Origin of the sequence: Arthrobacter sp. NEB 688, assembly GCF_013201035.1 — a bacterium.
In the GTDB taxonomy this organism is placed as follows: domain Bacteria; phylum Actinomycetota; class Actinomycetes; order Actinomycetales; family Dermatophilaceae; genus Phycicoccus.
The window spans coordinates 3,067,092-3,086,495 of record NZ_CP053707.1 but is presented as its reverse complement, the minus strand read 5'-3'; the positions used below and the strand labels follow the sequence as shown (position 1 = coordinate 3,086,495).

Below are 19,404 nucleotides of genomic sequence, written 5' to 3'. Positions count from 1 at the left end.
ACGGACGTTAGGTTGGCTGGCATGCCGCATCCCAGGGTCGTTCTGCGGCCGACCGACGCCGACACCCCGCGCACCGTCGAGCAGGCCCTCCGGGACCGGTTCGCAGCAGTCCGCGCCGAGCTCGGTCTCGACGGCCCCTACCCCGCCGACGCCCTCGCCGAGGCCGAGCGCGTGGCGGCCGAGGCCCCCCGCGACGGGCGCCCGGACGAGACCGACGTCCCCTACGTCACGCTCGACCCGCCCGGCTCGATGGACCTCGACCAGGCCCTGCACATCGAGCGCGACGGCGCCGGCCACCGCGTGCGGTACGCCATCGCCGACGTCCCGCTCTTCGTGCGGCCGGGCGGGGCGCTCGACCGCGTGACGCGCGAGCGCGGCCAGACCGTCTACTGCCCGGACGAGCGCGTGCCGCTGCACCCGCCGGTGCTGTCCGAGGCCGCCGCGAGCCTCCTGCCCGGCGAGACCCGGCCGGCCTTCGTCTGGGACCTGCGCCTCGACGGCGACGGCGTGCTGACCGGCTCGCAGGTGCGCCGCGCGATGGTCCGCAGCCGGGCCCGGCTCGACTACGCCGGGGTCCAGGCCGACGTCGACGCCGGCACCGCGCAGGAGGTGCTCGTCCTCCTGCGCGAGGTGGGGGAGCGACGCATCGCCCAGGAGCGGGCCCGCGGGGGCGCGAGCCTGCCGATGCCCGAGCAGCAGGTGAGCGAGCGCCCCGACGGCGGCTTCACGCTCGAGTTCCGGCCGCCGGTCGCCTCCGAGGAGTGGAACGCCCAGCTGAGCCTCCTGACGGGGATGGCGGCCGCCTCGATGATGCTCGAGGGCGGCGTCGGCATCCTGCGGACGATGCCCGCGCCGACCGACGAGGCGGTCGCGCGCTTCCGTCGGGCCGCCCGCGGCCTGCGCGTCGACTGGCCCGAGGGGATGTCCTACGGCGACCTCGTGCGCGGCCTGGACCGCACCGACCCGCACCACCTCGCGCTCATCCACGAGGCGACCTCGCTCTTCCGCGGGGCCTCGTACACCGCGTTCGACGGCGAGCCGCCGGCCGAGCGCGAGCACGCCGCCGTCGCCGCCCCGTACGCGCACGTCACGGCCCCGCTGCGCCGCCTCGTCGACCGCTTCGGGCTCGTCGTCTGCGAGGCGCTGTGCCGTGGCGCCGAGGTCCCCGCGGAGGTCAGGGCGGCGCTGCCCGAGGTCCCCGGCCTGATGACCGCCTCCGACCGCACGGCGCGGGCGGCCGAGCGGGCCTGCGCCGACGCCACCGAGGCGGCCGTGCTCTCGGGGCGGGTGGGCGAGCGCTTCGACGCCGTCGTCGTCGACCACCTCGAGAAGGGGATGGAGGTCCAGCTCGTCGACCTCCCCGTCCTCGCGAAGGTCACCGGCGACCGGGCGGCCCTCGGCTCGAGCGTGTCGGTGCGTCTCGAGGCGGCGGACGTCGCGGCGGGTCGCGTCACCTTCGTCCACGACCGCTAGACTCCACCGCGGACGAGCCGGGCGGACGGTCGCGTCGGCGGGGAGACCCGCCGCCGAGGAAGGTCCGGGCTCCGAAGGGCAGGATGGTGGCCAACAGCCACCCGGGGTGACCCGCGGGACAGTGCCACAGAGAAGAGACCGCCGGCCGCGCGCGAGCGGGGCCGGTAAGGGTGAAACGGTGGTGTAAGAGACCACCAGCGGCCTGGGTGACCAGGTCGGCTCGGTAAACCCCATCCGGAGCAAGCCCAGACAGGATGCGTTCGAGGGCGGCCCGCCCGAGCATCCGGGTAGGGCGCTGGAGGTGGTCGGCAACGGCCACCCGAGATGGATGACCGTCACCGTGCGACCGGCGACGGCGCACGGCACAGAACCCGGCCTACAGCCCGGCTCGTCCCCCGGCGGGTCTGTGACCAGCGGTTTTCCCCGACCCGCGATGCGGGATCCCGGCCTGTCGAAGGTTAGGCTGCCGATGTCCCCCACGGAAAGCAGGCGTACCGGTGCCCGGTGACCCGGCGATCGACCTCGGTCTCGCGCGAGAGCGCGTCATGGCCGCGACCCGCGAGCTCGACGGCGGCGCGGTCCGCGACGTGCTGCTCGACGCGCTGCTCGTCTCGGGGGTCGACGACACGGTGACCGGCGTGATCATGCCGGTGCTCAAGGAGGTCGGTGACGACTGGGAGGCCGGGCGCCTCGGCGTCGTCCACGAGCACTTCGTCTCCAGCGCCTTCCGCGGCGTCCTCGGGGAGCTGCGCCTGCCGGTCTCGGGGCCGCAGGCACGCACGGTCGTCCTCGCCTGCCCCCCGCGCGAGCTGCACGACCTGCCGCTCGAGCTCTTCGGCGCGATGCTCCACGCCCGGTGGTGGCGCGTGGTGAGCCTCGGCGCCAACTCCCCGATGGCCGCCATCGGCGAGGCCGCGCGCTTCCTGCGGGCCGACGCCGTCGTCCTCGCCGGCGTGCGCCGCACCGCCTTCGACGCGCGGATGCCCTCGCTCGTGCGCCTCGCGCGCTCGGTCCCCCTCTTCGTGGCGGGGGAGGGCGCCAAGGCGCTCACCGACTGCCCGCCCGAGGTGTCGGTCCTGCCGGACGACCTCGTCGCGGCCGCCGACCTCGTCGACGCGCGCGTGCCCCGCCAGGCCGAGGACGCCGCCGCCACGTCGGGCTCCCGACGCGACGACGACGCGGAGCCCGCGCTGGGCTGAGCAGCCCCTAGCGTGGGCCCATGCGGATCACCCACCTCGGCCACGCCTGCCTCCTCGTCGAGTCCGCGGGCACCCGCCTGCTCATCGACCCCGGCACCTTCGCCGACGACCTCACCGGCGTCCGCGACCTCGACGCCGTGCTCGTGACGCACCAGCACCCGGACCACCTCGACCTCGACCGGGTCCCCGCGCTGCTCGGGGCCAACCCGCGCGCGCTCGTCCTCGCCGACCCGGGCAGCGTCGAGGCCCTCGCGGGCGCCGGCATCGAGGCGCAGGGCCATGACGGCCCGACGCGCGTCGGCGAGGTCACCGTCACGCCGGTCGGCGAGGTGCACGCCCTCATCCACGACGACGTGCCCCGCATCCCCAACGTCGGGGTGCGGCTCGACGCCGACGGCGAGCCCTCGCTCTTCCACCCGGGTGACGCCCTCGACGCCGACCCCGGTCCGGTCGACGTGCTGGCCTTCCCGCTGCAGGCTCCGTGGGCGCGCAGCCGCGACATGACCGCCTTCCTGCGCCGGCACGCGGCGCCCCACGCCGTCCCGGTCCACGACGGGCTCCTCCAGCCGCGCGGGCGCGCCCTCTACCTCGGCCAGGCCGGGCAGCTCGGCAGCCCCGACACCCGCATCCACGACCTCGCCGGGGCGGGCGCGACGGAGTTCCGCGCGGGGGAGTAGCCCGGGCTCAGGCGGGGACGGCGGCCACGGCGAGCAGGAGGGCGGCCAGCAGCCCCAGCGCGGCGCGCGCGTGGTTCGCGCGCGTCCACGGGCCGGCGTAGGCCGACCACGCGCGGTCGCCGTCCGCGGGGTCGGCGGCCTCCAGCCGGTCGTTGAGCGGCACGTTGACGACACCGGTGACCGCGAAGGCCACGACGGCCAGCACCGCGCCCGCGACCGCCGGCACGACCCGACCCCCGGAGACGAGCGCCGCCACCGCGCCGACGACGGCGAGCACGGTCGAGCCGACGAGCAGCGCCATGAAGGCCGGGGTGGGCGCGCGGCGGTTGACGGACTGCATCGCCCGGACCGCGTCGGCCGCGGGCAGGTCGCCGAGCGCGCGCATGACGAACGTCGAGAAGGCGACGAAGACGCCGGCGTTCGCCGCGACCGTCACGGACGCGACGACCAGGACCCACCCCGTCCCGGTCACGGCTCAGCCGGTGTGGCGACCGTGGCGGCGCTGGCTGGCCGTCGCGAGCACCGCGGCGCCGATGATGCCGGCCTTGTTGCGCAGGACCGCCGGGACGATCGGGGTGCGGATGTCGAGGAGCGGCAGGAACTCGTCGGAGTCCTTGGAGACGCCGCCGCCGACGACGATGAGGTCCGGCCAGATCAGGTCCTCGAGGACGCGGTAGTAGCGCTGGAGGCGCTCGGCCCACTCGGCGTAGCTGAGGTCCTCGCGCGTCTTGGCCGAGCTGGCCGCCCGCGTCTCGGCGTCGTGGCCGTCGATCTCGAGGTGGCCGAGCTCCGAGTTCGGCACCAGCACACCCTCGTTGAAGATGGCGGTGCCGATGCCGGTGCCGAGCGTCGTGAGGACGACGAGGCCGTCGTGCCCCTTCGCCGCGCCGTAGTTCAGCTCGCCGACGCCCGCGGCGTCCGCGTCGTTGACGACGACGACGTCGTGCTGGAGGCGGTCCTCGAGGAGCTTCTCGATCTCGCAGCCGATCCACGACTTGTCGATGTTCGCCGCCGTCTTGACGACGCCGTGCTGGACGACGCCGGGGATCGTCACGCCGATGGGGGAGTCGCTGCGGACCTCGTCGAAGTGGTCGACGACCTGCGCGATGACGTCGCAGACGGCCTCGGGGGTCGAGACCGCCGGGGTGTCGATGCGCAGCCGCTTCTGGGCGAAGGTGCCGGACTCGAGGTCGACGGGAGCGCCCTTGATGCCGCTGCCGCCGACGTCGATGCCGAGGGGGTGTCCGGTGGTCATGCTGCGCCTCCCAGCGTGAGGATCTCGGGGCCGTCCTCGGTGATGAGGACGGTGTGCTCGAACTGTGCCGAACGACGGCGGTCCTTCGTCACGACCGTCCACCCGTCGTCCCACATCTCCCACTCGTGGGTGCCGAGGTTGAGCATCGGCTCGACCGTGAAGGTCATCCCGGGCTCGATGACGGTGTCGTAGGAGGGGGCCGCGTCGTAGTGGGGGACGATCAGGCCGCTGTGGAACGCGGTGCCGATGCCGTGGCCGGTGAAGTCGCGCACCACCCCGTAGCCGAAGCGCTTGGCGTAAGACTCGATGACCCGGCCGATGACGTTGATCTCGCGGCCGGGGCGCGCGGCGCGGATGCCGCGCATCATCGCCTCGTGCGTGCGCTCGACGAGCAGGCGCGACTCCTCGTCGACGTCGCCGACGAGGTAGGTGGCATCGGTGTCGCCGTGGACGCCGTCGACGAACGCGGTGATGTCGATGTTGACGACGTCGCCGTCCTCGAGCCGACGGTCGTCCGGGATGCCGTGGCAGACGACCTCGTTGACCGAGGTGCACAGCGACTTCGGGAAGCCGCGGTAGCCGAGGGTCGAGGGGTAGGCCCCGTGGTCGAGCAGGTACGCGTGCCCGACGCGGTCGATCTCGTCGGTGGTGACGCCCGGCGCGATGACGGCGGCGGCCGCAGCCATCGCGTCGGCGGCGATGCGCCCGGCGACCCGCATCCGCTCGATCGTCTCCGCGTCCTTGACCTCGGGCCCCGTGTACTGCTGCGGGGCAGGGCGGTCGACGTACTCGGGCCGGGCGATGCCGACGGGGACGTCGCGGCGCGGCGACACCGTGCCGGGGGCCACGCTGGCATGGGTCAGGGGCATAGGTTGGAGTCTAGGCAGTGCGCCCCGGCGAAGGAGAACCCGAGATGTCTTACTGGTACAACGTCGACACCGGCCAGGTCGAGACGGACGCGAACCGCAGCCAGGACGCCAACGTCCTCGGCCCGTACGACACGCAGGAGGCGGCCGAGGCCGCCCTGCAGAAGGCGCGGGACAACTCCGAGCGCTGGGACGCCGAGGACAAGGAGTGGGACGAGCGCGGGACCTCCGGGTCCTGACCCGTCCTGACCCTCCGCTCAGCCGCCGAGCCTGCGGTGCACCGAGAGCGCGTAGTCGCTGCCCGGGGTGAAGGGTGAGCGGTCCCACCCGCCGAAGCGGCCGATGAACGACAGCCCCGCGGCGCGGGCCCAGCGGTCGTAGTCGGCGGGCGACACCGCCGCGGCGCCGTCGGGCAGCGAGCCCTCGAGGGAGAACCCGGCGACGAGGTGCCCGCCGGTGGTCAGGTGCGCCGTGAGCCGCTCGAGCACCGCGGCCAGGGTGCCGTCGGCGAGGAACGGCACGACGTTGCCGGCCAGGACGACGACGTGGAACTCCTGCTCCGTGCGCAGGTCGAGCGTCGCGAGGTCGGCGACGACGAAGCGCGTGCTCCGGTCCTCCTCGGCGAGGGCGACGAGGTCGGGGTCGGCGTCGACCCCGACGGCGTAGTGGCCGAGGCGGGTCAGCTCGCTCGCCACCCGCCCGTAGCCGCACCCGGCGTCGAGGACCCGCGAGGGCGGGGGCGCGAGCTCGGTGACGAACCGGGCCTCGCCGTGCAGGTCGCGACCGGCGGCGGCGAGGTCGAGGAAGCGCTGCCGGTAGGCGAGGGCCGCCTCCGGGCCGTGCTGCGTGGCCGACCAGCGGGTCGGCGGCCCCGGTCGGGGCGGGGGCGGGCTCGTGCTCCACATGTCGCTGCGACGCTCCTGCTCGGGGTCCGGGTTCCCGGTCACGACTCGAACGAGTGCTCGGCCGCCGGGAAGGTGCCCCCGGCCACGTCGTCGGCGTAGGCGCGCGCCGCCCCGAGCAGCTCGCCGCGCAGGTCGGCGTACTTCTTGACGAAGCGCGGCGCCCGCCCGCCGCGCAGCCCCGCCATGTCCTGCCAGACGAGGACCTGCGCGTCGCAGCCGGGCCCGGCGCCGATGCCGATCGTCGGGATGCGCAGCGCGGCCGTGACCTCGGCCGCGGCCGGCGCGGGGACCATCTCCATGACGACGGCGAAGCAGCCCGCCGCCTCGAGCGCGAGCGCGTCGGTGAGGAGCTTCTCGGCGCCGGCGCCGCGGCCCTGCACCTTGTAGCCGCCGAGCACGTGCTCGCTCTGCGGGGTGAAGCCGATGTGGCCCATGACCGGGATGCCGGCGCGGACGAGGAGCTCGACCTCGGGGACCATCGCGGCGCCGCCCTCGAGCTTGACCGCGTGCGCCATCCCCTCCTTCATGAACCGCGTCGCCGTCGCGAGGGCCTGCTGCGGGCTGGCCTGGTAGCTGCCGAACGGCAGGTCGGCGACGACCATCGCGCGGCGGGCCGAGCTCGTGACGGCCCGGACGAGGGGCACGAGGTGGTCGACCGTCACCGGCACCGTCGTCTCGAAGCCGTAGACGTTGTTGCCGGCCGAGTCGCCGACGAGGAGGACGGGGATGCCGGCCTCGTCGAAGATCTCGGCCGTGTACATGTCGTAGGCGGTGAGCATCGCCCAGCGCTCGCCGCGCTCCTTCATCGCCAGCAGGTGCGGGACCCGGACGCGACGCTGCGGAGCGGCCTGCGCCCCGGTGCCGTAGGGGGCGGTGGACTCGGGTGCGGGGGACCCCGCGGCCTGCTCGCTCATGGCCCGATCGTAGGCCGCGACCTCTCGCGCTCCTTGACGAAGATTTTACCTTTGCGTGGTCAAGTCCGGAGGGAGTGCGAATCGGTCTGCGGCACAACGACGTTGATACCGATAGTGACGTCCTCGGACGGACCCCTGCGTGCGGTCCGAGGGCCTTCGCGCCGAATAAACCCCCGCCTGACCCTCGATTCGCGCGAGTTCCTGTGGTTACGTCCACCCTGCCCTGCGCTGACAGGACACGGGGCGAAAACACATGGAGGAGATCTCGTGAAGAGACGACACGTGAACGTGGTGTCGGGTGTGGCAGTGGCGGCGCTCGCGCTGACCCTGGCCCCGACCACGGCACAGGCGGTCCCCGCCGGGGCGGATGCCCCGGAGAAGGGCTCCGCGAAGAAGCTCGACAACCTGCCCAACCCGCTCGCCGAGGCCCAGGCCGCGCTGCGCGAGGAGGCCGTCAAGCAGCTCGTGGCCGGCAAGGCGCAGACCAGGACGATCAACGGCAACCGCGTGATCGAGGTCAAGAGCAAGGCGGGCGACACCAACCGCAGGGGTGCGGGCGCCGGCAAGACCAAGTACGTCAACTACCCGGTCGACCGCGAGGAGGACATCTTCACCGTCCTCGTCGACTTCGGTGACAAGGTGAACTCGGCCACGGGCGGCGACGCCGGCCCGGTGCACAACCAGATCCCGAAGCCCGACCGCAAGAACGACAACTCGACGTACTGGCTCGCGGACTTCAACCGCCAGCACTACCTCGACATGATGTTCGGCAACGGCGAGTCCTTCAAGGACTTCTACCTCAAGCAGTCCAACGGGCGCTTCCTCGCCAAGGGTGACGTCTCCGACTGGGTCAAGGTGCCCTACAACGAGGCCCGCTACGGCTCGAACAAGTACTCGGACGCCACGACCTACTGGCCGTTCGTCAAGGACACCGCCCAGGCCTGGTACGACGACCAGAAGGCCGCCGGCAAGACCGACGCGCAGATCAAGAAGTACCTCGCCCAGTTCGACAGGGTCGACCGCTACGACTACGACGGCGACGGCAACTTCAACGAGCCCGACGGCTACATCGACCACTTCCAGGCCATCCACGCCGGTGAGGGCGAGGAGGCCGGTGGCGGTGCGCAGGGCGAGGACGCCATCTGGTCGCACCGCTGGTACGCCTACTCCACCGACCAGGGCAAGACCGGCCCCACGGGCAACAAGCTCGGTGGTGTGCCGCTCGGCGACTCCGGCATGTGGATCGGTGACTACACGACCGAGCCCGAGAACGGTGGCCTCGGCGTCTTCACGCACGAGTTCGGCCACGACCTCGGCCTCCCGGACCTGTACGACACCGCGGGTGGCGACAACGGCACCGGCTTCTGGACGCTCATGTCCGGTGGCTCGTGGCTGAACCACGGCAAGGACTCCATCGGCACGACGCCCGGCTACATGGGCCCGTGGGAGAAGCTGCAGCTCGGCTGGCTCGACCCGGTGGTCGTGCCCTACGGCCAGGACACCACCGTCAAGCTCGGCTCCGCCGACAAGGTGACCGCGAGCGAGGCCCAGGCGATCATCGTGCCGCTGCCCAAGCGCACGGTCGTCACGAAGAAGAACACGCCGCACTCCGGCCAGGGCGAGTGGTGGACCGGGCTCGGCAACGACCTGTCCTCCACCCTGACCAAGGACGTCGACCTCACCGGGGCGACCTCCGGCTCGGTCGAGGCGTTCGTCTCCGGCACCATCGAGGTCGACTACGACTACCTCTACGGTGAGGTCTCCTCCGACGGCGGCGCCACGTGGACCCCGGTCGGCGACGGCATCGACGGCTCGCTCGACGGCGACACCGACAGCGCCCTCGCGTGGACCAAGGCGAGCTGGGACCTCTCGGCCTGGGCCGGCAAGAACGTCAAGTTCCGCTTCCGGATGGCCACCGACGGTGGCGTCGCCTCCGAGGCGTTCGTCGACGACATCACCACGAAGGTCGGCACCATGACGACCACCGACGACGTCGAGTCCGGCGCCGGCGCGTGGACCGCCAAGGGCGGCTTCGAGATCATCAACGGCACCACCGAGCGTCAGGTGCAGGACACCTACTTCGCCGAGAACCGCACCTACAGCGGGTACGACAAGACCCTCAAGACGGGTCCGTACAACTTCGGCTGGAGCAGCACCCGTCCCGACTGGGTCGAGCGCTTCCCGTACCAGAACGGCATGCTCGTCTGGTTCGCCAACGGTGAGTACGGCGACAACAACACCAGCGCCCACCCGGGCGGCGGGCAGGTCCTGCCGGTCGACGCGCGACCGAACCCCGTGGCGTTCGCCGACGGCAGCCTCCTCGGCAACCGTCGTCAGCCGTTCGACGCCACCTTCGGCCTCGAGCGCACGGACCGCGTGACGTTCCACAAGAACGGCTCCGCCTCGACGGTGCCGTCCTCGAAGGGCATCGCGACGTTCGACGACCGCAACCCGACGAAGTACTGGTCCTCGCTCAACCCCTGGAACTCGACCAAGGTCGCGGGCTCGGGCACGACGATGACCGTCAAGAAGGCCACCAACGGTGGCCGGACGCTCATGGTCAAGGTCGACTTCAAGTGACCTGACGAGCACCCTGCTCACACGTGAGGGGGCCCGGGCGAGACGCCCGGGCCCCCTTCGGTGTCCCGTCACCCCTGTGACGCACGGATGCGGCAGGACGCTGCGCACGGACCGTCAGCAGGAGTTCGTCCTCCGCACCATCGAAGAGCGTGACACCCGGTTCGTCCGGCTGCGGTTCACCGACGTCCTCGGCACCCCCAAGTCGGTGGCGGTCGCCCCGGCCGAGCTCGAGGGCGCCTTCGCGGGCGGCAGTCGCCAGGAGCGTGCGGCCACCGCAGCACACGGCCGCCGGATCACGCGTCGGACGGGGCGAGACACGGAAACCTTGACGGATGCTGGGAACCGGCCAGAAAAATCCTGTTCCCCCCCTCGCCAACCGGCGCGAGCCCGTCTAGGGTCCGGGTGGCAGTGCAGCCGCGAAACGCCGTGGCCTGCACGGTCCCACACACACCATCGCAGGAGGACCACGTGCGCAAGACCGCCGTCGGGCTACTGAGCGTAGCCCTGGCCACGGGACTCGGGACGGCACTCGCCGGACCGGGGATCGCGGCCAACAAGCCAGCCCTCCCCGCCTCGGAGCCGTCGAAGGCCACCCCGAGCGACTCCCTGCCCGACCCGATCGCGGACAAGCAGTCCGAGATGCGCCAGGCAGCCATCTCGTCGGTCCTCAAGGGCGAGGCGAAGCCGCGGACGATCAACGGCAGCACGGTGGTCAAGGTGGGCAAGACCGCATCGGCCGCCACCGCGGCCGGTCAGGGCGCCCGCAGCCTCCAGCAGGCGGGGTCCCAGAAGGACCAGTACGTCGAGCTGTCCCGCGAGAGCACCGACCAGCTCTTCGTCCTCGTCGTCGACTTCGGCAACGAGCGGCACCCGGACTACCCGGACCAGGACACCAACGCGAACATCCCCGGCCCGTCGCGCTTCAACGGCCCGGCGTTCAACGAGATCCCCGAGCCGAACCGCGCGGTCGACAACAGCACGGACTGGCACCCCACCTACGACCGGGCCTACTACCAGGACCTGTACTTCGGCTCGGGCAAGGTGACCGGCCGTGAGTCGATGCGCCAGTACTACGAGCGCCAGTCCTCGGGCCGCTACTCGGTCGCCGGCATGGCCACCGACCCCGTCAAGGTGCGGTACAACGAGGCCCGCTACGGCCGCAGCGACGGCTACCCCTGCGCCTCCAACGTCTGCAGCAACACGTGGAACCTCGTCCAGGACGGCATGAACGCCTGGGTCGCCCAGCAGAAGGCCGCCGGCAAGTCGAACGCCCAGATCAACAACATCCTCAAGAAGTTCGACATCTGGGACCGGTACGACAAGGACGGCGACGGCAACTTCAACGAGCCCGACGGCTACATCGACCACCTGCAGATCGTCCACGCGGGCGGCGACCAGGCCGACGGTGACCCCTACCAGGGCGAGGACGCCATCTGGTCGCACCGCTGGCGCGCCTTCCAGACCCCGAACCCGGCCGCTCCCTACCCGGCGCTCGGTGGCACGCAGATCGGCACGAGCTCGGTCTGGGCCGCGGACTACACCGTCCAGCCCGAGAACGGCGGTCTCTCCGTCGTCGCGCACGAGTACGGTCACGACCTCGGCCTGCCGGACCACTACGACACCTCGGGGCCGTCCGCGGCCAACGAGAACCCGGTCAACTGGTGGACCCTCATGGCGCAGAGCCGTGTCTCGGCCGCGGGTGACAACGCCCTCGGCTCGCGCGCGGCCGACCTCTCCGCGTGGGACAAGCTCCAGCTCGGCTGGCTCGACTACGAGGTCGTCGTCCCCGGCCAGAACCGGGTGCTCGACATGGGCCCGCACGAGTACAACTCCGCCAAGCCGCAGGCCGCGGTCGTCGTCCTCCCGGACAAGACCGTGACCAACGACCTCGGCGCCCCCTTCGCGGGCACCAAGCAGTGGTACTCCGGCGCCGGTGACGACCTGAACTCCACGATGTCGCGCTCCCTCGCCGTCCCGGCCGGGACGACCACCCTGTCCTTCCAGGCGCGGTGGAACATCGAGGACTGCGGTCCGGACGCCTGTGACTACGCCTTCGTCGAGGTCGACGACGGCACCGGCTACAAGGCCATCGCCGGCAACATCACGACCGCGGCCGAGGGCAACGGGATCGACGGCGAGCAGGCGGCCTGGACCCTGGCGACCTTCGACCTGTCGGCCTACGCCGGCAAGACGGTCAAGGTGCAGGTCCGCTACTCCACCGACGGTGCCGCCCAGGGGACCAACCCCGACGCGCCGTCCGGCATCTTCGTCGACGCCCTCACGGTGACCAACGGCAGCACCACGCTGCTCGAGGACGGCGCGGAGAACGGCGCCAACGGCTGGACCCTCTCGGGCTTCTCGGCCGTCGGTGCCAGCACCTCGGCGGACTACGCCCGGTACTACATCGCGAGCAACCGCGAGTACGTCGCGTACGACCGGTACCTCAGGACCGGCCCGTACAACTTCGGGTTCCCGGACCGGCCCGACCTGGCGGAGCACTTCCCGTACCAGAACGGCCTGCTCATCTCGCTGTGGGACACCTCGCAGTCCGACAACAACACGAGCCAGCACCCCGGTGAGGGCCTCGTGCTGCCGATCGACGCCCACCCGACGACGATCTACAACCTGGACGGGCAGCCCTGGCGGCCGCGCATCCAGATGTACGACGCGACCTTCGGTCTGCAGAAGGCCGACTCGTTCACGCTGCACAGCGCGAGCACCGGTCGGGCCAGCTACGTCCGTGGCCAGGCCGCGCAGCCGCTGTTCGACGACAGCAACCCGGCGCGCTACTTCAAGACCGACCAGCCCACCGGTGGCGTGACGGTCGCGGGCAGCGGCACGAAGATCCGGGTCCTGGCCGAGACCGGCACGTCGGTCAAGGTCCGGTTCGACACCCGGGCGGTCACCCCGTAACGCGGGAGGACCAGCACCACCCTCGACGGGCGGTGGGTCGGAGGTTCGCCTCCGGCCCACCGCCCGTCGGCGCGTCACGCACGCGTCACGCGCACGACCCACGGATGCGGCAGGATGCTGCGCATGGACCGTCAGCAGGAGTTCGTCCTCCGCACCATCGAAGAGCGTGACATCCGGTTCGTCCGGCTGTGGTTCACCGACGTCCTCGGCACCCTCAAGTCGGTGGCGGTCGCCCCGGCCGAGCTCGAGGGCGCCTTCGCCGAGGGCATCGGGTTCGACGGCTCGGTCATCGAGGGCTTCGCCCGCGTCTACGAGTCCGACATGCTCGCCAAGCCGGACCCCGCGACCTTCCAGGTGCTGCCGTGGCGCGGCGAGAGCAACGGCACCGCCCGGATGTTCTGCGACATCACGCTGCCCGACGGCACGCCGAGCATGGCCGACCCGCGGCACGTGCTCCAGCGGGCCCTCGCCAAGGCCGCCGACATGGGCTTCACCTTCTACACCCACCCCGAGATCGAGTTCTTCCTCCTCAAGCAGGGCTGGGTGCCCGGGGAGCGGCCGGCCCCGATCGACACCTCCGGGTACTTCGACCACACCCCGCACGGCTCGAGCGCCGACTTCCGCCGCGCCGCGATCACGATGCTCGAGGAGATGGGCATCTCGGTCGAGTTCAGCCACCACGAGGCGGCCCCGGGCCAGAACGAGATCGACCTGCGCTACGCCGACGCGCTGACGACGGCCGACAACATCATGACCTTCCGGACGGTCGTCAAGGAGGTCGCGCTCGAGCAGGGCATCTACGCCTCGTTCATGCCGAAGCCCTTCGCCGAGCACCCCGGCTCGGGGATGCACACGCACATGTCGCTCTTCGAGGGCGACACCAACGCCTTCCACGAGCCCGGCGCCCCGTACCAGCTCTCGAAGGTCGGGCGGCAGTTCATCGCCGGCCTGCTGCACCACGGCGCCGAGACGGCGGCCGTCACCAACCAGTGGGTCAACAGCTACAAGCGCCTCTGGGGCGGCGGCGAGGCGCCGGCGCACCTCACGTGGGGCCACAACAACCGCTCGGCACTCGTCCGGGTCCCGATGTACAAGCCGGACAAGGGGCAGAGCACCCGCGTCGAGGTGCGCAGCATCGACACCGCGTGCAACCCGTACCTCACCTTCGCGGTGCTGCTCGCGGCCGGGCTCAAGGGCATCGAGGAGGGCTACGACCTGCCGCCGGAGACCGAGGACGACGTGTGGAGCCTCACCGATGCCGAGCGGCGCGCGATGGGCATCCAGCCGCTGCCGGCGAGCCTGTCCGAGGCCATCGAGGTGATGGAGTCGAGCGAGCTCGTCGCCGAGACCCTCGGGGAGCACACGTTCGACTTCTTCCTGCGCAACAAGCGGGCGGAGTGGTCCGACTACCGCAACCAGGTGACCGCCTTCGAGCTCGAGCGCTACCTGCCCGCGCTCTGAGGCCCGGCCCGTGAGCTCCCGCGCGCCCGAGTCCGTCCCGGCGGGGATCGCCCGCCTCGGCTTCGCCGACCCCCGGCGGGCCAACGCGCTGCTCGACGACCCCGCGGTCGCCGACCTCGCGGGGGACCCCGACCGGATCGAGAGCGGGGGCCTGAGCCAGTCGCTGGCCCGCACGGCCGACCCGGACGCCGCGCTGCTCGGGCTCGTGCGCTTCATGGAGGCGGTCGCGGCCGAGCCGGCCCGGCGCGCCGAGGTCGTCCGGGTGGTGGGTTCGAACCCGGTCGCCCGGCACCGGCTGCTCGCGGTGCTCGGGGCCTCGACGGCGCTGGCCGACCACCTCGTCGCGCACCCGGAGCAGTGGACCACCGCGACGGACGCGCGCCAGGTGCCCGCCGCGGAGCGCGTGCGACGGCTCGTCGCGCAGGTCGCGGAGCCGGGCGGGCTGACCGGCGCGGACGCGCTGCGCATCGGCTACCGCGAGCAGCTCATCGGCATCGCCGCGCTCGACCTCACCGCCGACGACCCCCTCGAGGTGCTGCCGGCCACGGCGGAGGCGCTCGCCGACCTCGCGGCCGCCGCCCTCGAGGCGGCCCTGCACCTGGCCCGGGCCGAGGTCGGCCCCGGCGCCGAGCGCACCCGGCTCGCGGTCGTCGCCATGGGCAAGACCGGTGGGCGGGAGCTGAACTACATCTCCGACGTCGACGTCATCTTCGCCGCGGAGCCGGCGGAGGGGGTGGCGGAGGAGGAGGCGGTCGCGGTGGCGACGGACCTCGCGACGCGCCTGATGCGGCTGTGCTCCGCCTCGACCGGCGCGGGGTCGCTGTGGCAGGTCGACCCGGCGCTGCGGCCCGAGGGCAAGAACGGGCCGCTCGTGCGCACCATCGCCAGCCACCGGGCCTACTACGAGCGCTGGGCCAAGACCTGGGAGTTCCAGGCGCTGCTCAAGGCCCGCCCGGTCGCGGGTGATGCCGAGGTGGGGGCCGCCTACTGCGACGCCGTGCAGCCGATGGTGTGGCAGGCCTCGACCCGTGACCACTTCGTCGACGACGTCCAGGCGATGCGCCGCCGGGTCGAGGAGCACATCCCCAAGGCCGAGGCCGACCGGCAGATCAAGCTCGGGGCCGGCGGTCTGCGCGACGTCGAGTTCTCGGTCCAGCTGCTCCAGCTCGTCCACGGCCGCGCCGACGAGTCGCTGCGCACCGCGACGACGCTCGAGGGGCTCGCCGCGCTGTCGGCCGGGGGCTACGTCGGCCGCGAGGACGCCGCGGTCCTCGAGAACGCCTACCGCTACCTGCGGGCCCTCGAGCACCGCATCCAGCTGCACCGCCTGCGCCGCACCCACCTCATGCCGACGAGCGAGGACGACCTGCGCCGGCTCGGCCGCTCGATGGGGCACCGCACGGCGCCGGCCGCGGCGGTGCTCGACCAGTGGCGCGCGCGGCGGCGCGAGGTGCGCCGGCTGCACGAGCGCATCTTCTACCGGCCGCTGCTGTCGGCGGTGGCGCGGCTCTCCGACCAGGACGTCCGCCTGACGCCCGAGGCGGCCCGGGAGCGCTTCTCCGCGCTGGGGTTCCGCGACCCGGCGAACGCGCTGCGCCACCTCGAGGCCCTGACCGGCGGCGTGAGCCGGCGCTCGGCCATCCAGCGCCAGCTGCTGCCCGTCATGCTCGGCTGGTTCGCCGACGAGGCCGACCCCGACGCCGGGCTGCTCGCGTTCCGGCGGATCAGCGAGGAGCTCGGCTCGACGCACTGGTACCTGCGCCTGCTGCGCGACGAGGGGTCGGCGGCAGAACGGTTGGCGCACACGCTCGCCCGCAGCCGCTACGCCGCCGCGCTCCTGGAGCAGGCGCCCGAGTGCGTGCAGTTCCTCGGCGACTCCAGCGGCCTGACCCCGCGCTCGCGCGACGACGTCCTGCGGCGGATGCGCTCGGCCGCCGGGCGCAAGGACGACGCCGAGTCGGCTGTCCTCGCCGCCCGCGTCATCCGCCGCTCCGAGCTCTTCCGCATCGCCGTCGCCGACCTCGCGGGCACGCTCGGCCCGCTCGACCTCGGCGCCGCGATGACCGACCTCACCTCGGCCCTGCTCGAGCTGGCCCTCGAGGTGTGCCTGCGCGAGGTGGTGGGCGACGGCGAGCCGCTGACCCGGCTGCTCGTCGTCGGGATGGGCCGGCTCGGGGGCCGCGAGCAGGGGTACGGCTCGGACGCCGACGTGCTCTTCGTCCACGACCCCCTGCCCGGCGCCGACGAGGTCGCGGCGCAGGCCCAGGCGATGGAGGTGGTGCGCCGGCTCGTCGCGATCCTCGGGCGCCCCGGGCCCGACCCCGTCCTCGACGTCGACGCCGGGCTGCGACCCGAGGGCAAGCAGGGGCCGCTCGTGCGCTCGCTCGCCTCCTACCGCGAGTACTACGCGCGCTGGTCGCTCGTCTGGGAGGCGCAGGCGCTGCTGCGCGCCACCCCCGTCGCCGGGGACCCCGACCTCGCCGACCGCTTCCGGGACCTCGTCGCCCCGATCCGCTGGCCGCAGGGCGGGCTCGACGCCGGCCAGGTGCGCGAGATCCGCACGCTCAAGGCGCGGATGGAGTCGGAGCGGCTCCCGCGCGGCGCCGACCGCAAGACGCACTTCAAGCTCGGGCACGGCGGCCTGTCGGACGTCGAGTGGGTCGTGCAGCTCGTCCAGCTGCGGCACGCCCACGAGCACCCGGAGCTCCGGACGCCCTCGACGCTCGCCGCGCTCGAGGCGGCGGCGTCGCTCGGCCTCGTCGACGCCGAGCACGCGTCCGCGCTCGCGGCCTCGTGGCGCCTGGCGTCGGCGATGCGCAACGCCGGGGTGCTCTTCCGCGGCAAGGGCGTCGACTCGGTGCCGACCTACGACCGGGACGCCGACGGCGTCGCCCGCATCCTCGGGATGGAGTCGGGGACGGCCCAGGACCTCGCCGAGCGCTACCGCCGGGTGGCCCGTCGGGCACGCGCGGCGTTCGAGGCCGAGTTCTACGACGCCTGAGGACATCCTTCGACACCCCCGCGCGGGCTGTCGGGAGGTCGTGGCATGCTTCGGCCGTGGCATCGACTCCTGGTGTCCCTGCAGGTCAGGGCGGCGCGGTCTTCGCGGAGGCGACGTTCGACATCGCCTCCGGGCGCTGGTCGTGGTCCCCCGAGATGTACTCCCTCATCGGGGTGCGCGACGTCGGCGGCGACCCGTCCGTGCTCGTCTTCGAGCGGATGCACCCCTCCGACCGGCCGGTCGTCGCGCAGGTGCTCGAGCAGGCGGTGCGCGACCCGGGGCCGTTCGCCGGCCAGTACCGGCTGCGCGACGACGAGGGGCGGGAGCGCACGATCGCCTTCGTCGGCGACGTCCTGCGCGACGCCGCGGGGGAGCCGACCGCCCTGCGCGGGGTCGCCTTCGACGTGTCGCGCGCCAGCCGCCAGGTCTCGGCCGAGGCGGTCGCGGCGGCGACGGCCGACCGCGCGGCCATCGAGCAGGTCAAGGGGGCGGTGATGTTCGCCTACGGGCTCGACCCCGACGCCGCCTTCGGGCTGCTCTCGCGGTACTCGCAGCGGGGCAACGTCAAGCTCGCGACCATCGCCTCGCGCGTGACGGGGCTGCTCGCGACCCAGACCGAGCCGGGCACCGAGCGCTCGCTCCTCCAGGTGCTCGAGCAGGCCCTGCGGCCGCCGCGGCGCGCCGAGCAGGCCGACGACGGCGAGGCCGAGACCGGCTGAGCCGGACGCCCGCCGGCTGTCGAACCTCGGCTCGGGGCACCCGCGCCCCGAACCTAGACTGGAGGGCATGTCCGAGCGCCCGACCCCTGCCGTCCCCCGCCTCGACCTGCGCGGACGCCGTCCCGGCCTGCGCGAGCTGCGCACCGCCCTGCCGCGCGCGGAGTTCGACGTCGAGGCCGCCCTCGCGGCGGTCCGCCCCATCGTCGAGGACGTCCGCGACCGGGGCGCCGCCGCGCTCTACGAGGCCGCCGAGCGCTTCGACGGCGTGCGACCCCCGGCCCTGCGCGTGCCGGCGGACGTCATCGCCCGTGCGGTCGAGACCCTCGACCCGGTCGTGCGGGCCGCCCTCGAGGAGTCCATCCGTCGCGCGCGCCTCGTCCACGCCGACCAGCGCCGCACCGACACGACGACGCAGGTCGCCGACGGCGGCACCGTCACCGAGCGCTGGGTGCCCGTCGACCGGGTCGGCCTCTACGTGCCGGGCGGGCTCGCCGTCTACCCGAGCAGCGTCGTCATGAACGTCGTGCCGGCCCAGCTCGCCGGCGTGCCGGGGCTCGCCGTCGCCAGCCCGCCGCAGCGCGACCACGGCGGGTGGCCGCACCCGACGATCCTCGCGGCCTGCCAGCTGCTCGGCGTCGACGAGGTCTGGGCGATGGGCGGGGCGCAGGCCGTCGCCGCGTTCGCCTACGGCGTCGAGGACGGCGACGACGTCTGCGAGCCGGTCTCGCTCGTCACCGGCCCGGGCAACATCTACGTCGCCGCGGCCAAGCGGATGCTCAAGGGGCTCATCGGCATCGACGCCGAGGCCGGCCCGACCGAGATCGCCATCCTCGCCGACGCCACCGCGGACGCCGACCACGTCGCGTCCGACCTCGTCTCGCAGGCCGAGCACGACCTGCTGGCCGCGGCCGTGCTCGTGACGGACAGCCCGGAGCTCGCGGCGTCCGTCGAGGAGGCGCTCGAGCGCCGCGTCGCCGCCACGAAGCACACCGAGCGGGTCGCCACGGCGCTCGCCGGCCGGCAGTCGGCGATCGTGCTCGTCGACGACGTCGAGGTGGGCCTGGACGTCGTCAACGCCTACGCGGCCGAGCACCTCGAGGTCATCACCGCCGACGCCGCCGCTGTCGCGGCGCGCGTGACGAGCGCCGGGGCCGTGTTCGTCGGCGCGTGGTCGCCGGTCAGCCTCGGGGACTACTGCGCCGGGTCGAACCACGTCCTGCCGACCGGCGGGTGCGCCGCGCACAGCAGCGGCCTGTCGGTGCAGTCCTTCCTGCGCGGCATCCACGTCGTCGAGTACACGCAGGACGCCCTGCGCGAGGTCGGGGCGCACGTCGTCTCGCTCGCCCGCGCCGAGGACCTGCCCGGCCACGGCGAGGCCGTCCTCGCGCGCGTCCCGGAGGTCGAGCCCGGCGCCTGACCGATGAGTCCGGTGGCCGGCGCC

The 19,404-nt window shown here is 73.1% G+C and carries 15 protein-coding genes, 1 other RNA gene and 1 pseudogene; 12 read left to right on the top strand and 5 right to left on the bottom strand.

Going from position 1 to position 19,404, the window contains the following annotated elements; translation table 11 throughout:
* Positions 1 to 21 precede the first annotated feature (21 nt).
* From HL663_RS14495 to HL663_RS14480, 4 genes are all read left to right on the top strand, one after another.
* A complete protein-coding gene (locus HL663_RS14495; RefSeq protein WP_173029026.1) occupies positions 22 to 1,473 on the top strand; it encodes an RNB domain-containing ribonuclease in 1,452 nt (483 codons plus the stop codon).
* Between the two features lie 13 nt (positions 1,474 to 1,486).
* An RNA gene (rnpB, locus tag HL663_RS14490) (RNase P RNA component class A) lies at positions 1,487 to 1,868 on the top strand.
* Between the two features lie 102 nt (positions 1,869 to 1,970).
* Positions 1,971 to 2,672, top strand: coding sequence for a cobalamin B12-binding domain-containing protein (locus HL663_RS14485; RefSeq protein WP_173029025.1), 702 nt, complete (start codon positions 1,971 to 1,973; stop codon positions 2,670 to 2,672).
* 20 nt (positions 2,673 to 2,692) lie between these two features.
* On the top strand, positions 2,693 to 3,349 hold the full coding sequence (locus HL663_RS14480; protein WP_173029024.1) for an MBL fold metallo-hydrolase: 657 nt from the start codon (positions 2,693 to 2,695) through the stop codon (positions 3,347 to 3,349).
* Between the two features lie 7 nt (positions 3,350 to 3,356).
* On the opposite strand, the gene HL663_RS14475 is transcribed toward HL663_RS14480, so the two are convergent.
* From HL663_RS14475 to map, 3 genes are read right to left on the bottom strand one after another with little or no spacing between them, the layout of a single operon-like run.
* Positions 3,357 to 3,821 (bottom strand): anthrone oxygenase family protein, encoded by a 465-nt coding sequence (locus tag HL663_RS14475; protein ID WP_173029023.1) that lies wholly within the window; start codon positions 3,819 to 3,821, stop codon positions 3,357 to 3,359.
* A gap of 3 nt (positions 3,822 to 3,824) precedes the next feature.
* The gene (gene ppgK, locus HL663_RS14470; RefSeq protein ID WP_173029022.1) at positions 3,825 to 4,604 is read right to left on the bottom strand and encodes a polyphosphate--glucose phosphotransferase; all 780 of its coding nucleotides are present in this window, start codon (positions 4,602 to 4,604) and stop codon (positions 3,825 to 3,827) included.
* Positions 4,601 to 5,473, bottom strand: coding sequence for a type I methionyl aminopeptidase (map, locus tag HL663_RS14465; protein ID WP_173029021.1), 873 nt, complete (start codon positions 5,471 to 5,473; stop codon positions 4,601 to 4,603). The genes ppgK and map overlap by 4 nt, the downstream gene beginning before the upstream one ends.
* A gap of 44 nt (positions 5,474 to 5,517) precedes the next feature.
* Here map and HL663_RS14460 point away from each other — a divergent pair, with 44 nt between their 5' ends.
* Positions 5,518 to 5,709, top strand: a complete 192-nt coding sequence (locus tag HL663_RS14460; protein WP_173029020.1) for a methionine aminopeptidase — start codon at positions 5,518 to 5,520, stop codon at positions 5,707 to 5,709.
* An 18-nt stretch (positions 5,710 to 5,727) separates the two neighbouring features.
* On the opposite strand, the gene HL663_RS14455 is transcribed toward HL663_RS14460, so the two are convergent.
* Positions 5,728 to 6,417: a class I SAM-dependent methyltransferase gene (locus HL663_RS14455; protein ID WP_216842574.1), complete on the bottom strand. Its 690-nt coding sequence runs from the start codon at positions 6,415 to 6,417 to the stop codon at positions 5,728 to 5,730.
* The gene (gene panB, locus HL663_RS14450) at positions 6,414 to 7,289 is read right to left on the bottom strand and encodes a 3-methyl-2-oxobutanoate hydroxymethyltransferase (RefSeq protein ID WP_173029019.1); all 876 of its coding nucleotides are present in this window, start codon (positions 7,287 to 7,289) and stop codon (positions 6,414 to 6,416) included. The genes HL663_RS14455 and panB overlap by 4 nt, the downstream gene beginning before the upstream one ends.
* Positions 7,290 to 7,556: 267 nt before the next feature.
* Between panB and HL663_RS14445 the strand changes: the two genes are divergently transcribed.
* The 7 genes and pseudogenes from HL663_RS14445 to hisD all read left to right on the top strand — a co-directional run bounded on the left by HL663_RS14445 (position 7,557) and on the right by hisD (position 19,380).
* On the top strand, positions 7,557 to 9,869 hold the full coding sequence (locus tag HL663_RS14445) for an immune inhibitor A domain-containing protein (RefSeq protein ID WP_286175658.1): 2,313 nt from the start codon (positions 7,557 to 7,559) through the stop codon (positions 9,867 to 9,869).
* Positions 9,870 to 9,969: 100 nt separating this feature from the next.
* Positions 9,970 to 10,119: pseudogene (locus HL663_RS19400) on the top strand (glutamine synthetase); the annotation flags it as partial.
* Between the two features lie 218 nt (positions 10,120 to 10,337).
* The gene (locus tag HL663_RS14435; RefSeq protein ID WP_173029018.1) at positions 10,338 to 12,782 is read left to right on the top strand and encodes an immune inhibitor A domain-containing protein; all 2,445 of its coding nucleotides are present in this window, start codon (positions 10,338 to 10,340) and stop codon (positions 12,780 to 12,782) included.
* Positions 12,783 to 12,905: 123 nt separating this feature from the next.
* Positions 12,906 to 14,243 (top strand): type I glutamate--ammonia ligase, encoded by a 1,338-nt coding sequence (gene glnA / locus HL663_RS14430; protein ID WP_173029017.1) that lies wholly within the window; start codon positions 12,906 to 12,908, stop codon positions 14,241 to 14,243.
* A gap of 10 nt (positions 14,244 to 14,253) precedes the next feature.
* Positions 14,254 to 17,244 (top strand): bifunctional [glutamine synthetase] adenylyltransferase/[glutamine synthetase]-adenylyl-L-tyrosine phosphorylase, encoded by a 2,991-nt coding sequence (locus tag HL663_RS14425; protein WP_173029016.1) that lies wholly within the window; start codon positions 14,254 to 14,256, stop codon positions 17,242 to 17,244.
* A 56-nt stretch (positions 17,245 to 17,300) separates the two neighbouring features.
* A complete protein-coding gene (locus HL663_RS14420; protein ID WP_173029015.1) occupies positions 17,301 to 17,963 on the top strand; it encodes a PAS and ANTAR domain-containing protein in 663 nt (220 codons plus the stop codon).
* A gap of 67 nt (positions 17,964 to 18,030) precedes the next feature.
* Positions 18,031 to 19,380 (top strand): histidinol dehydrogenase, encoded by a 1,350-nt coding sequence (gene hisD, locus HL663_RS14415; RefSeq protein ID WP_173029014.1) that lies wholly within the window; start codon positions 18,031 to 18,033, stop codon positions 19,378 to 19,380.
* Positions 19,381 to 19,404: the final 24 nt, after the last annotated feature.

Coding starts and splice junctions, on each gene's coding strand:
- HL663_RS14495 (WP_173029026.1), top strand. CDS start 22: ATGCCGCATCCCAGGGTCGTTCTGCGGCCGACCGACGCCGACACCCCG.
- HL663_RS14480 (WP_173029024.1), top strand. CDS start 2,693: ATGCGGATCACCCACCTCGGCCACGCCTGCCTCCTCGTCGAGTCCGCG.
- ppgK (WP_173029022.1), bottom strand. CDS start 4,604: ATGACCACCGGACACCCCCTCGGCATCGACGTCGGCGGCAGCGGCATC.
- map (WP_173029021.1), bottom strand. CDS start 5,473: ATGCCCCTGACCCATGCCAGCGTGGCCCCCGGCACGGTGTCGCCGCGC.
- HL663_RS14460 (WP_173029020.1), top strand. CDS start 5,518: ATGTCTTACTGGTACAACGTCGACACCGGCCAGGTCGAGACGGACGCG.
- panB (WP_173029019.1), bottom strand. CDS start 7,289: ATGAGCGAGCAGGCCGCGGGGTCCCCCGCACCCGAGTCCACCGCCCCC.
- glnA (WP_173029017.1), top strand. CDS start 12,906: ATGGACCGTCAGCAGGAGTTCGTCCTCCGCACCATCGAAGAGCGTGAC.
- hisD (WP_173029014.1), top strand. CDS start 18,031: ATGTCCGAGCGCCCGACCCCTGCCGTCCCCCGCCTCGACCTGCGCGGA.